This is a genomic window from Idiomarina sp., from assembly GCF_019431395.1.
Taxonomy (GTDB): Bacteria; Pseudomonadota; Gammaproteobacteria; order Enterobacterales; family Alteromonadaceae; genus Idiomarina.
Genome location: NZ_CP080268.1, coordinates 447,066 through 460,136 on the forward strand (window position 1 = coordinate 447,066; position 13,071 = coordinate 460,136).

The following is a 13,071-nucleotide window of genomic DNA, read 5'->3' on the forward strand; positions in this document are numbered from 1 at the left end:
CAGTTTTTGTTAGGGCAATACCAATTTAAACACACTACCGCCCAGCTGTCCGCCATTTTGCAATTCAATATAACCCTTTTTGCCATTGCGTTCATGCGCTTCTGCAATTTGTTGTGCAAAGTATAAACCCAGCCCGGTACGTGAGTCTTCATTGGGTTGAGTTGCGCCCAGTGTCGGCACGGCATCGAGCATTTCTTGCGGATAACCGGGACCATTATCATTGATGCTCAGAGTAACCCCGCCGGTTTTAGATTGCTGCGCCGTAATAACCAGTTTATCGGCGGTATAGCGCATGGCATTAATGACTATGTCGTTTAACAAGTTAACTGTCAGGTCGCGATCGCAAAATGCGGTGCATTCCTCAATACCTTGTTGCGTCAATTCGATGCCGCGTTGCTCCAGGTATAGTTCATTGTTCATCACCACTTCTTCGATAATTTCATCCAGGTATTGGTGTTCAATATTCAGCGCCTGACCATTTTGCTGATGACGGTATAATTGCAGTAACTGCACCAGGTTGGCATTAATACGTTGAGCTTCGTAATGTACGTGAGCGATGTCGTTACCCAGCGTTGTGTCCTGAGTTCGGTCGATGACGGATTCCAGTTGCTGCAGAACTAAAGCGAGTGAATTTTTCATGTCATGCACGGTACTTGCGAGCACCGTCGAAAAGTCGATACCGCGATCAGAGCAGGATTCAGGTAATTTAGTGTTTGGCATAAATAATCAATTTACTATATTATTTTTTTATAATACCCATTTTTGAATGCTTGCATAAACAGGTTGATGACTATGAAGTTACAGCAATTAAGATACATTGTCGAAGTGATGAATCACAATCTAAATGTGTCTTCGACTGCCGAAAGCTTGTTTACCTCGCAGCCGGGCATCAGCAAACAAGTACGCATGCTGGAGGATGAGCTGGGCGTTCAAATTTTTGGGCGCACCGGTAAGCACCTTACACATATTACGCCGGCAGGGCGCGAAGTTATTGATATTGCACAGCAGGTACTGGAACAAGTTAATGCCATTAAAGCGGTAGCTGCGGAACATAACCAACCGGACTGTGGCAAGCTGAATATTGCCACCACGCACACTCAGGCGCGTTACGCGTTACCGTCGGTGATTCAGCGCTTTATTAAGCAGTATCCCAAAGTATCGTTGCATATGCATCAAGGATCACCGCAACAAATAAGTGAGGCAGCAGCTAAAGGGCGTGCAGACTTTGCTATTGCAACTGAAGCCCTGCATTTGTACCAAGATTTGATTATGTTGCCTTGTTACCACTGGAATCGCTCGATTATTGTCACCAAGGATCATCCGTTAGCGCAAATTAGCCAGTTATCGATTAAAGATATTGCAGATTACCCGTTGGTTACTTATGTACATGGTTTTACCGGACGTTCTGAGTTAGACCGGGCATTCGCATCAGCGGGTAAAGAACCACGTATCGTGTTTACTGCAACCGATGCGGACGTGATAAAAACCTATGTGCGTATGGGGATAGGTATCGGGGTAGTTGCCTCGATGGCTTACAACGCTGATGAAGATCGCGACCTTGTCGCTATTCCGGCTCACCATTTATTTGAGCCCAGCACCACCAAAATCGGTTTTCGTCGCGGCACCTTTTTGCGTACCTACATGTACGACTTTATAGAAAATTTTGCCCCGCACCTAACCAAGCCCAAGGTTGAGGAAGCGATGCGGTTAAAGACTCACGAGGAAATCGAACAACTGTTTGCTAAGCAAGAATTGCCGACACTATAGTGCCGGCAATGTGTTAACTAGCATTCGATAATATTGACCGCCAAACCGCCGCGCGCGGTCTCTTTATACTTGGTCTTCATATCATTACCGGTATCCCACATGGTTTTTATCACTTTATCCAGCGATACCTTGTGGTTACCATCACCACGCATAGCTAAACGTGCAGCGTTGATGGCTTTAATGGCGCCCATAGCGTTACGTTCAATGCAGGGAACCTGAACCAATCCACCCACCGGATCGCAGGTCAGCCCCAGGTTATGTTCCATACCAATTTCAGCCGCGTTCTCAACAGTTCTGGGTGAACCTCCGGTGAATTCAGCCAAGGCGGCGGCTGCCATTGAACAAGCTACGCCAACTTCACCCTGACAACCCACTTCTGCACCTGATATTGACGCGTTCTTTTTATACAGGATACCAATGGCTGCGGAAGTAAGCAGGAACCGCACCACGGCATCTTCGTCGAGTTTTTCGATAAACTTATCGGCATAACTCATAACCGCCGGGATAATACCTGCGGCGCCGTTGGTTGGCGCGGTAACGATGCGCCCGCCGGCGGCGTTTTCTTCATTTACAGCCAGGGCAAATAAATCGACCCAGTCCATAAACTGCATCGGTTCGGTGGTTTTTTCTTTTTTCAGGCGCTGATATAACGCCGAAGCGCGGCGCCGCACTTTCAAACCACCCGGCAGAATGCCCTCGGTACTGATGCCGTTCTCAATACTTTGCTGCATGGTTTTCCAGATCTTCATCAGACCTGCGCGAATATCCTCTTCGCTGCGAAAAACTTTTTCATTCGCCATCATTAACGAGCTGATGCGCATGCTATTTTCTTCGCAGTGCTCGAGTAATTGTGCGGCTGTATCAAACGGGTAGGGGATCGGCTTACTGGACTGCTCAATGGCTTCTTCCAGAGTTTCGTCAAAGTCCTCATCGCGAACGATAAAGCCGCCACCAATTGAGTAGTATAAATCTTTGTAGAGAACTTCCCCGTCTTTTAGTAAACGCAGTTCCATGGCATTCGCATGCTTGGGCATGGTTTTACGGCGATGGAACACAATAGCGCCCTCGCGCGGGAACTTGACTTGCTTCTCGCCCAGCAAATTAAGTGTTTGCGTATCGTTAGTCTCAGCCAGAAAGTTATCGACATTATCAGTATCAACAGTTTCCGGCAGTTCACCGGCCAGTCCCAGAATAACGGCTTTGCCGGTACCATGGCCTTTACCCGTTTGGCCAAGCGAACCAAATAGCTCGACTTCGACCGCATCGGCGTTTTGTAGGTGTCCTGCGTCCTTAGCTGCATTTAAAAAGTCGTAGGCAGCGCGCATAGGCCCTACGGTGTGAGAGCTTGAAGGACCAATACCAATTTTATAAATGTCAAAAACACTGATCATTAGTGATTAACCTGTTTCACTTAAATGTATTTACAACTTATTGTCGCATGCAGAGCCAGGGGGTTGGCAAGCATTTCGACATAATTAATTCGCCTATCTTATACCGGCCGCAACTAATTGAGTGGTCGGACTTTGTGGCGAGCCTCGGGTTGTAACTGTTCAGCAAGCTCACGCAAAATACCCGCAGTGGCGCCCCAAATATTGCGGTGCTGCCAGGGGATAAAATAAACACGGTCGTAAATAAATTTTTTAATACGGTAGGCGTAATGATTGTTCAGATCGAGGATATCTGCCAGTGGAACTTCAAAAATTTCTGCCACCTCACCAGCTTCAGCCACTAACGCTTGTTGCGGTTGGACAAAGCCAACATAGGGGCGGATCATAAAATTACTCAGCACCGGATAATCCTGCAAGCGACCAATGACTTCGACTTGTTGTCTCGGTAAACCGATTTCCTCTTCGGTTTCGCGTAGTGCCGTAGTCAGTAAATTGCGGTCATGATGTTCATAGCGACCACCGGGGAAACTAATTTGACCGGCATGCTGGCGCAGCTTTGCCGAGCGTTGTGTCAAAATAAGCGATAATCCGTGCGGACGTTCAATCAGCGGTATGAGCACGGCCGCGGGGCGCAGACGCTTGCGTAATGGCTCATCGACCCGACGCGTTACCGGTGCGTGAGGGTGCAGATTAAAACGACGGATAAAGTCGGCGCGGTTTTTGATACTCATGATGACTCCAGTATGGGCAAAATACGCGCGACTTTATCCAGTGTTTCCTGGTATTCGGCATCGCTGTCAGAATCAACCACGAGACCGCCGCCGGCCCAGCAATACAAGTCATTGTTTTCGGCCAACAAGGTGCGAATGGTGATACTGCTGTCACTGCTACCACAAAGCGACAAGTAAAGCATCGAGCCACAATAGATATTGCGGCGGTTGGGCTCGAGCTCTTCGATAATTTGCATCGCCCGCACTTTAGGCGCGCCCGTTATCGAACCGCCGGGGAAGGCGCCCTGATACAAATCGAATAGCGATTTTTGCGGATCCAGCTGTGCCTGTATCGTTGATACCAAGTGGTGTACCGCCGGAAAACTTTCAATGGCGAACAGATGCGGGACGTCGATAGTTCCCGGCAGACAACTTCGCGACAGGTCGTTACGCAGTAAGTCTACGATCATGAGGTTTTCGGCACGGTCCTTTTCAGCGTTTTGCAGTGCGTCGCGCGAGCGTTGATCAGCATCCGCATTACTAAAACGCGGGCGTGTTCCTTTTATCGGCTTGGTCTCTACCCGTGCTTGTTGGTCAACCGACAAAAAACGTTCCGGTGATACGCTTAAAATACTGCTGCCGGGTAAGCGCATAAACGCTGAGAATGGCGCGCCATTTTGTTGCCGCAAACGCAAATAGGCCTGGTATTCGTCGCCGCAATAACGTGCTTTAAATCGTTGTGCCAAATTTATTTGGTAACAGTCGCCGGCTAACAGGTAGTCATGGACACGATTAAAACGTTGTTCATAACCACTGCGGTCCATATTACTTTGCCAGCCGGAACTCAACGAAAATGGTTTATGCTCAGGCAAAGGCGCGTCCAGCCATGAGTCGAGCACCTGCTGATGGCTGTTATCCGGTGCTAAGATCCAAAGTCGGTGATGGCGTTTATCCACGACCAACGCCTCGCTATAAAAACCAAGTCCTGCGATAGCTGTCTGGTACTCGGTTTCATTTGTTGCCGGCAAATGCTCGATTTGGCGCCCCAAGTCGTAGCTCAAATAGCCAGCCATACCACCATTAAAAGGTATTTCAGCATGTGGGGTTACATTAAAACGTTGCTGCATAAGCTGGTTAAGGTGTTTTGCTGCAGCTAAAAACGAAGGCTCCGATGCCAGCCTGGATGCAAGGCCTTGTTGCGCTAACTCAGGATCGCAAACTTGCAATTCGGCACCGCAATCCGTTGCCTGCAAAAAACAGCGTGGCTGCTTTAGTAAAATATGAAAACGGCTGTTAACGTGTTCGTCGGCAGCCGAGTCTAGCCACAGGCTGTAGTCCTTGTGTTGATGTCTGGCCATGACATCGGCCAGCCAAACATCAAGTTCAGCGTTAGCGGCCGGTAAAATGTGGTCAAAGGCGTTCCAACTCAGGTTTTCTGTACGCTGGTTTAACACGTTAGTCACTGGCGTTCAGTCTCTCTCTGCACTGACGGATGCGGCGATTATATCACAGCACTTCAGCGACTGGTCAGCGTGCGCTTAAAACGCTATTATGCGCGATGTTATTCTGATTTTACGGCTACAAGCCCTAACCATGAGGTGTTGTTGGATGGCTACTATTCGTCAAAGCGACTTTATCGAGAGCATCGCGGACGCGCTGCAATATATTTCTTATTATCATCCGTTGGATTTTATTCAGGCACTGGATGAGGCGTATCAACGTGAGCAGAGTGAAGCGGCTAAAAATGCGATTGCTCAGGTGCTGACGAATTCGCGTATGTCAGCGCAGGGTCACCGTCCGATTTGTCAGGACACCGGTATCGTCACCTGTTTTGTAAAAGTCGGCATGGGCGTGCAGTGGGATAAAACTGACCTCACCGTGCAGCAAATGGTGGACGAGGGCACTCGCCGTGCCTATACCAACCCGGATAATCCGCTGCGAGCGTCGATTGTTGCAGATCCTGCCGGCGCACGTAAAAACACCGGTGATAATACGCCGGCTGTTGTGCACCTGGACATGGTTGCCGGCGATACCGTTGAGGTTATGATTGCTGCAAAAGGCGGCGGCTCAGAAAACAAATCAAAAATGGTCATGCTCAACCCCAGTGACTCTATCGCTGACTGGGTTGTCGAAACTCTGCCCAAAATGGGCGCAGGCTGGTGCCCGCCGGGAATGCTGGGGATCGGGATTGGTGGTACCGCAGAAAAGTCTGCTGTGCTGGCAAAAGAATCACTGATGGATCCGGTCGATATTCACGAACTGATCGAGCGCGGCCCGCAAACAGCTGAAGAAGAGCTACGCCTGGAAATATTTAACCGGGTTAACGATTTAGGTATTGGCGCGCAGGGCTTGGGTGGCTTGACTACCGTGCTCGATGTAAAAATCAAATCGCTGCCAACTCACGCTGCGTCGAAACCCGTTACCCTGATACCCAACTGTGCGGCAACGCGGCACGTTCACTTCACGCTGGATGGCTCGGGTGTGGCAGACTTAACCCCGCCGAAACTGGAAGACTGGCCTGACGTCACCTTCGAACTCGGTGATGACGCGCGCAGAGTGAATCTGGATGAAGTCACTAAAGAAGACATCCAGGATTGGAAAATGGGCGAGACGGTATTGCTGTCCGGTAAATTGCTAACCGGCCGTGATGCCGCTCATAAGCGTATTCAGGGTATGATCGAAAATGGCGAATCGCTGCCGGTCGACTTTAATAATCGCTTTATCTACTACGTTGGTCCGGTTGATCCGGTCGGCGACGAAGTTGTGGGCCCGGCCGGTCCTACCACCTCGACGCGGATGGATAAATTTACTGATATGATGTTAGAGCAAGCCGGCATCATTGGCATGATTGGTAAGGCCGAGCGCGGTCCGCAAGCGGTTGAAAGTATTCGCCAACACAAAGCGGTGTATTTGATGGCGGTCGGCGGTGCTGCGTATTTAGTTGCTAAAGCGATCAAACAAGCTAAAGTCGTTGCGTTTGAAGATCTTGGCATGGAAGCAATCTACGAGTTTGAAGTAGAAGATATGCCGGTGACCGTAGCGGTCGATAGTGATGGCACTAACGCGCATACCGAGGGTCCTGCTATCTGGAAAGTTAAAATTGCCGATATGCATGACAAAGCAGGAGCGTAAACGGTGGCAGAAATGCTGACACAAGAGGGTATTGTCCTGTGGGCAATACCCTTATTTTTTGTGCTACTGCTAGCAGCTGTCGCATTGACCCTGTTAGTGAATGCGCGCAAACAAAACCAGCAATTGCAACAGCAACTGACTGAACAGCAACAACGCGCAGACGAATTACGTGAGCGGGCACAGTACGCTGAGTCGCAGCTACAGACGTTGCGTGCAACGGCGATGCAGGAGCGTCGCAATGCAGATGATAAACTGCGTTTATTACAAGCGTCTGAGGAGCGCCTGACGCAACAATTCGAGAATCTGGCTAATAAGATTTTTGAGCAGAAATCACAGGGCTTTCAGCAACAAAATCAACAAACTCTGAGCGCCACGCTGGCACCATTTAAAGAGCAATTGGAGTCTTTTAAGCGGCAGGTAACCCAGCAATACACGGACGAGGCCAAAGAACGCAGTGCATTAAAGTCAGAGGTGATGAGTCTGCGCGAGCTTAACCGTCAAATGGCGCACGAGGCCGAAGCGTTAACAAAAGCGCTGAAGGGAGACACCAAGCAACAAGGTAATTGGGGCGAATTGGTGCTGGAACGCATTCTCGAGCAATCCGGGTTACGCGAGGGGCATGAATATAAAACCCAAAGCCATCACCGCGACGAAGATGGCCGCAGTTTTAAACCTGATGTCATCGTGCACTTGCCGAACCAAAAAGACGTGGTTATTGACTCGAAGGTTAGCCTGGCGGCTTACGAGCGTTATTTTAACAGTGATGATGATAGCGAGCGCGAACGCTTGTTAAATGACCATGTACAGTCGCTGAAACAGCATATAAAGCAACTCGGTAAAAAGAACTATCAACAGCTGGAAGGGTTGCGGACGTTGGACTACGTATTGATGTTCGTGCCGGTCGAACCGGCGTTTTTACTAGCGGTCGATCGTGAACCCGAGCTTATAAAACTGGCGCTGGATGAACAAATTATGTTGGTCAGTCCAACCAACTTATTAGTGGCCCTGCGTACGGTGCACAATATTTGGCAATACGAGTACCAAAACCGCAATGCCGAGAAAATAGCGATCGAAGCGGGCAAGTTGTACGACAAGTTCGTGGGTTTTATCGAAGACCTGGAAAAAATAGGCGGTAGTTTACAAACCCTCGATAATCGCTATCAAGAAGCCATGAAAAAGCTAACCAGCGGCCGTGGCAACCTGGTTAGCCGGATCGAAAAGTTTCGCGAAATGGGCGTGCAGACCAGCAAGCGGATTGCGGATAACTTGCTGGACGATGACAGTGAGGGTTCCAAATCGGACTCACCTGACCGCAAATAAAGCGTTGTTCGTTAATAACGACCATACAGAGGCGATGTTCAACGTCATGGTGTTGACCCGAGCAGCTGGTGGAATGCAGTTTTAGCGCCAGTGTCATACGGTTATCGTCATTCGCAAAGCAAAGCGCAGCAAAGGCATGTTGCAATTGTCGCTGTGCTTCCGGCGGGTGACAGTTAAACCAGCGTTTAGGGGGCGATAACCGTTGCTCATTAGGCAGTGCATAGAGTTGTTGTAATGCCCGACTCATCAGCAGAACGCCGGTATCCGGGTGGTATAAGTAGACTAATGAGGCTTGGGTTCTGGCATTAGGGATTGATGTCATAACGCTGTCCTTAAGTGAATTAAAGCGGATTTAATCCAGTTTAAAAACAGCGATATAATTTTCTAGCGGGGTAAGACGTACCCCGCCGTCTTACTGAAGCGCCTTATCCCGGTAGTGATCGACCCACATAGCCGTCGCTCCCGCGACAGCAAGTGGCATGACGATTAAATTAACCAGTGGAATCATGGTTAACACGATAATGCCGAACCCAAAGCCTAGTGACTTGCCCTTTTGCGCACGCAGTTCAAAGCGCATGCGGTCAAATGGTAGTTTATGATTATCAAACGGGTAGTCCAGGTACTGGATGGCCATCATCCAGCTAATCCAGAAAAACCAAATAACCTGACCGATAACCGGTAGCACTAAAGACAACAAGAAGAATCCGATTGCGCGTGGCAGGAAGTACCACATTTTTTGCAACTCACGCCCCAGAGTGCGGGGAATATCTTTGATGAGCCCGGCAACGCCCTCATCGCCGACGGTTTGACCGCTCTCGTAGCGTTCGACTTTTTCCGATAACAAGCCGTTAAATGGCGCGGCAATCAGATTAGTGATAGTGGTAAATAAAAAATAAAACATCGCCCAAATTAAAATTACCAGTAATGGGTAGATAAGATACTCGACCCATTGAAAGTAACTGGGTAACCAATCCATAACCTTGTCAGTCCAGGCTTGGGTCTTTACGATAAGCCAGTAAATTGCGCCAAAAAATAGCAGAAAATTAATCGCAATTGGTATCAGTACAAAGCGTTTTAAGCCTTTGGTTTGAATAAGCTTTAGACCTCTTGCAAGATAGGCCAGGCCGTTGTCGCTGTAAATTGCACTACGCATGCTAACATCACCCTTTTTTGACTAGCGTATATCAGTACCTTTAATGCTAAGATGGTAGCCCGAGGCGGCAGTGGATGCATCCTTGAAATTGTTACAAAAAACGATATAACAACATAAATGCGGCTAAAACATATAAAGCTGGTCGGCTTTAAGTCCTTTGTCGACCCAACAAAAGTGCCTTTTCCGGATCAAATGACGTGTGTTGTCGGGCCGAATGGCTGTGGCAAATCCAACGTTATTGATGCCGTGCGCTGGGTGCTGGGCGAAAGCTCGGCAAAGAATTTGCGTGGCGATGCTATGACTGACGTTATTTTTAACGGTTCGTCGTCGCGTAAACCGGTGTCACAGGCCAGTGTCGAGCTTGTTTTTGATAACACCAGCGGCCGTATTCAGGGTGAGTTTGCCGCATTTAAAGAAATTTCTGTTAAGCGCCAGGTTACCCGCGATGGCCAGTCCAATTACTTCTTAAATAGCAGCAAATGCCGTCGTCGCGACATCACCGACTTATTTCTGGGAACCGGCCTGGGTCCGCGTAGCTACGCCATCATAGAACAGGGCATGATCTCGCGGTTAATCGAGTCGAAGCCGCAAGAGCTGCGCGTATTTATCGAAGAGGCAGCAGGCATTTCTAAATACAAGGAACGCCGCCGCGAAACAGAAAACCGTATCGGACACACCCGCGAAAATCTGGAGCGTATCAGCGATGTACGCGAGGAATTAGGCCAGCAGCTGGAAAAACTGCAACGCCAGGCCGCCGCTGCCACGCGCTATAAAGAGCTTAAAACCAAAGAACGGCAACTCAAAGGCGAGCTGTATGCCATTCGCTGGCTTCAGCTGGAACAACAGCGTCAACAATTACAGCAACAATTAACGCAACAACAAACCGAGCTTGAACGCTGGCAAACCGAACAGACGGGCGATGAACGTGGCGTCATTGAACGCCGCGAGCGGGCTGAGGAGTTAAAACAGACGGTCGATGACCAGCAGCAACAACTTTTTACTGTGTCTAATCAAATTACGCGGTTAGAACAGCAACTCCAACACCAGCAACAACTTTATCAACAACAGCAGCAACGCCGCGGGCAACTGCAGGGTGAGCTGCAGCAGTTGCAACAACAAGCCGGCGAAGATCAGTCAGAATTACAACACATCGAAGTGCAAATTGAGCAGTTGCTGCCGGCAACTGAGCAGGTAGAAGAGCAGTTGCTGGTAGTGGACGAACAATTAGATGAAACCCAGCAGCAATACGACCGATTACAGCATCAACAAAATGACGCGCTGCACCAGCAACGACAGTTGCAACAACAAGTTCAGCAACATCAGTTACAGCAACAGCGATTGCAACAGCAGCTGGAACATACGCAAGAGCAGTTACAAAGCCTGTCTATCGATGCGTTAAGTGAATCGTTGCAACTAGCTGAACAGGAATGCGAGCAGGCGCAACAACAACTCGAGCAGGTACAGCAGGATTATGTGGCTGCCGAGCAAGCGTTGCAGCAAACCAATGCGACATATGACAAGCAGCAGCGTCAGTTAGCCGAGCAGCAGCAACAATATACTGCGACAGAGCGTCAGCAAAACCAGCTAGATGCGCGCCGTGCTGCGTTGCTGCAAATTCTGCAACGGCAACAGCCCCAATTAACTAGCAATGCGCGACAATGGCTTGAGCGTCACGGCGCCAAACCGCTGCGTGAAATGTTGCAGGTCGAGGCGCCATGGCAGGCAGCTATTGAGCGTGTCGCCGGGCCCTGGCTGAGTGGATACTGGTTGAACACCGCACCGAAGGAAGCTGTGCCTGAAGGTGTCAGCGTTGCATGGCCAGACGATAGCGATACGGCAAGCGGTCAAAGCCCGCGCGCATCGTCGGTGGTAACCGGAGCTCTTAAGCAGTGGCCGTGGCTGAATTATTGCGCGTTAGTGGCTGACAAAGCTGAGGCTGACAGCGCCTTTGCACAACAACCCGATATACTCATCGCCTTAACAGAGCAAGGCCATTGGTTTAGTCGTTGGTCGGCAGATTGCGAAACGGTTAGTGATGAAGACAGCGTGTTGGTAATGCAAGCTGAAGTCGACAATCTGCAGCAGCAAATCGAGCAAAGCCAGCAGGCGTTGAGTGAAATTAGCAGCGAGGTTGAGCAAAGCAAAAGTGAGTTACAGCAGCTGCAAAGGCAACAACAAACAGAACAACAGGCATTGCATGCGTTAGCGACCCAAAAAGCAACTAACGAGCAACAGCTGCGGTACGCGCGACAGCAATATCAGCTTGATCAGCAGCGCCAACAGCAAGCTCTGCAGCAACGCGAGCAATTACAACAGCAGCAGCAACAATTAATTGCACAGCTAGACGATGTGCAACAAACGCTGGCACAAACGCAGCATCAACTTGACGAGTTACCCGAGACGGACCAGCTACAATTGCAGGATTTACAACAGCGGCTTCGCGATCAGCAACAACAGCAACAGCAGTTACAGAGTAAAAAACAGCAACTCATGCTGCAACAACAACACCTAACTCAGCAGCAACAGCAACAACAAAAGTTACATCAACGGCATAATGATCGCTACCAGGCACTGCAGCAGGAGTTAGAACAATTAGCCGAAGACCTGGAGTCTACCGAGCAGCAAGCTGAGCAACGAGAACAATTACAGCTGTTGCTGGAACAGCGGCAGCAACAGCAAGAAGTGCTGACTGAGTCGCGCGACCAATTAGCGCAGTTAGAAAACGAGTTGCATGAGCTAAGTCAGGGCAGTGCAACCCTGCGTGAGAAAGTAGCGCAATTGCAGCAACAGATGCAAAGCACTGAAATAGAACTGGCAAAACTGCAGGAACGCACGCAATCGGTGGTGCAGGCGTTAGCAGACAATAACAGTAACTTAAAAGAGTTATTGCAGACCTTACCTGAAGATGCCCGGGAAAGTCGTTGGCAGCAACAACTGGACGACGTGCAAAATAAAGTCAAACGGCTGGGCGCGATTAATCTGGCGGCTATTGAAGAAGCTGAAACGCAAAAAGAACGAAAAGACTACCTTGACCAGCAGTTTGATGATTTATCCTCGGCGTTAGAGACCTTAGAAGCCGCGATTCGAAAGATCGATAAAGAGACCCGACAACGATTCCGGCAGACGTTTGATGCTGTAAACGCGGATCTACAAACGTTGTTCCCCAAGGTGTTTGGCGGGGGCAGTGCGAGACTTGAATTGACGGATGACGATTTATTGGAGACCGGAGTTGCCATAATGGCGCAGCCTCCGGGCAAGAAAAATAGCACCATTCATCTGCTAAGTGGTGGTGAAAAGGCGTTAACCGCTTTATCATTAGTTTTTGCTATTTTTAGACTTAATCCGGCACCTTTCTGTCTGCTGGATGAGGTGGACGCGCCGCTGGATGATGCCAACGTTGCTCGTTTTTGCCGTTTGGTCAGTGAAATGTCAGAATCAGTACAGTTTATTTATATAAGTCATAATAAAGTGGCTATGGAAATGGCGTCGCACCTGGCAGGTGTGACAATGCAGGAAGCCGGCGTATCACGACTCGTCGCTGTTGATGTAGAGCAAGCGGTCGCAATGACCGAAAGCTAAGCAAGAATTAAAATAACTAAGG

Annotated in this window: 10 protein-coding genes; 4 read left to right on the forward strand and 6 right to left on the reverse strand. The window is 49.3% G+C overall.

Annotated features, from left to right (window positions below; genetic code table 11):
- Positions 1 to 9: 9 nt before the first annotated feature.
- A complete protein-coding gene (locus KZ771_RS02270; RefSeq protein ID WP_133540258.1) occupies positions 10 to 720 on the reverse strand; it encodes a HAMP domain-containing sensor histidine kinase in 711 nt (236 codons plus the stop codon).
- A gap of 72 nt (positions 721 to 792) precedes the next feature.
- On the opposite strand from KZ771_RS02270, the gene cysB reads away from it, so the two are divergent.
- Positions 793 to 1,767 carry an HTH-type transcriptional regulator CysB gene (gene cysB, locus KZ771_RS02275; RefSeq protein WP_133540257.1) on the forward strand — a complete coding sequence of 325 codons (975 nt, stop codon included), beginning with the start codon at positions 793 to 795 and terminating at the stop codon, positions 1,765 to 1,767.
- 17 nt (positions 1,768 to 1,784) lie between these two features.
- Here cysB and KZ771_RS02280 read toward each other — a convergent pair whose 3' ends face one another.
- The 3 genes from KZ771_RS02280 to pabB all read right to left on the reverse strand — a co-directional run bounded on the left by KZ771_RS02280 (position 1,785) and on the right by pabB (position 5,328).
- Complete coding sequence (locus KZ771_RS02280) at positions 1,785 to 3,158, reverse strand: L-serine ammonia-lyase (protein WP_133540256.1); 1,374 nt, start codon at positions 3,156 to 3,158, stop codon at positions 1,785 to 1,787.
- A gap of 113 nt (positions 3,159 to 3,271) precedes the next feature.
- Positions 3,272 to 3,886, reverse strand: coding sequence for a CoA pyrophosphatase (locus KZ771_RS02285; RefSeq protein WP_133540255.1), 615 nt, complete (start codon positions 3,884 to 3,886; stop codon positions 3,272 to 3,274).
- Positions 3,883 to 5,328, reverse strand: a complete 1,446-nt coding sequence (gene pabB, locus KZ771_RS02290; RefSeq protein WP_290573676.1) for an aminodeoxychorismate synthase component I — start codon at positions 5,326 to 5,328, stop codon at positions 3,883 to 3,885. The genes KZ771_RS02285 and pabB overlap by 4 nt, the downstream gene beginning before the upstream one ends.
- Before the next feature lie 145 nt (positions 5,329 to 5,473).
- On the opposite strand from pabB, the gene KZ771_RS02295 reads away from it, so the two are divergent.
- Both KZ771_RS02295 and rmuC read left to right on the forward strand, forming a co-directional pair.
- The gene (locus tag KZ771_RS02295) at positions 5,474 to 6,997 is read left to right on the forward strand and encodes a fumarate hydratase (RefSeq protein ID WP_133540254.1); all 1,524 of its coding nucleotides are present in this window, start codon (positions 5,474 to 5,476) and stop codon (positions 6,995 to 6,997) included.
- A gap of 12 nt (positions 6,998 to 7,009) precedes the next feature.
- Positions 7,010 to 8,317: a DNA recombination protein RmuC gene (gene rmuC / locus KZ771_RS02300; protein ID WP_290654802.1), complete on the forward strand. Its 1,308-nt coding sequence runs from the start codon at positions 7,010 to 7,012 to the stop codon at positions 8,315 to 8,317.
- On the opposite strand, the gene KZ771_RS02305 is transcribed toward rmuC, so the two are convergent.
- Entirely contained in the window at positions 8,202 to 8,639 is a 438-nt protein-coding gene (locus KZ771_RS02305; RefSeq protein WP_290654236.1) for a hypothetical protein, read from the reverse strand. The genes rmuC and KZ771_RS02305 overlap by 116 nt on opposite strands.
- Before the next feature lie 90 nt (positions 8,640 to 8,729).
- A complete protein-coding gene (gene cysZ, locus KZ771_RS02310) occupies positions 8,730 to 9,470 on the reverse strand; it encodes a sulfate transporter CysZ (RefSeq protein WP_290654237.1) in 741 nt (246 codons plus the stop codon).
- A 117-nt stretch (positions 9,471 to 9,587) separates the two neighbouring features.
- Between cysZ and smc the strand changes: the two genes are divergently transcribed.
- The gene (gene smc / locus KZ771_RS02315; RefSeq protein WP_290654238.1) at positions 9,588 to 13,049 is read left to right on the forward strand and encodes a chromosome segregation protein SMC; all 3,462 of its coding nucleotides are present in this window, start codon (positions 9,588 to 9,590) and stop codon (positions 13,047 to 13,049) included.
- Positions 13,050 to 13,071 lie beyond the last annotated feature (22 nt).

Excerpts from the sequence above, each read along its gene's own strand:
- cysZ (WP_290654237.1), bottom strand. The coding sequence starts at position 9,470 with ATGCGTAGTGCAATTTACAGCGACAACGGCCTGGCCTATCTTGCAAGA.
- cysB (WP_133540257.1), top strand. The coding sequence starts at position 793 with ATGAAGTTACAGCAATTAAGATACATTGTCGAAGTGATGAATCACAAT.
- KZ771_RS02305 (WP_290654236.1), bottom strand. The coding sequence starts at position 8,639 with ATGACATCAATCCCTAATGCCAGAACCCAAGCCTCATTAGTCTACTTA.
- KZ771_RS02270 (WP_133540258.1), bottom strand. The coding sequence starts at position 720 with ATGCCAAACACTAAATTACCTGAATCCTGCTCTGATCGCGGTATCGAC.
- KZ771_RS02295 (WP_133540254.1), top strand. The coding sequence starts at position 5,474 with ATGGCTACTATTCGTCAAAGCGACTTTATCGAGAGCATCGCGGACGCG.
- rmuC (WP_290654802.1), top strand. The coding sequence starts at position 7,010 with ATGCTGACACAAGAGGGTATTGTCCTGTGGGCAATACCCTTATTTTTT.
- smc (WP_290654238.1), top strand. The coding sequence starts at position 9,588 with ATGCGGCTAAAACATATAAAGCTGGTCGGCTTTAAGTCCTTTGTCGAC.
- KZ771_RS02280 (WP_133540256.1), bottom strand. The coding sequence starts at position 3,158 with ATGATCAGTGTTTTTGACATTTATAAAATTGGTATTGGTCCTTCAAGC.
- KZ771_RS02285 (WP_133540255.1), bottom strand. The coding sequence starts at position 3,886 with ATGAGTATCAAAAACCGCGCCGACTTTATCCGTCGTTTTAATCTGCAC.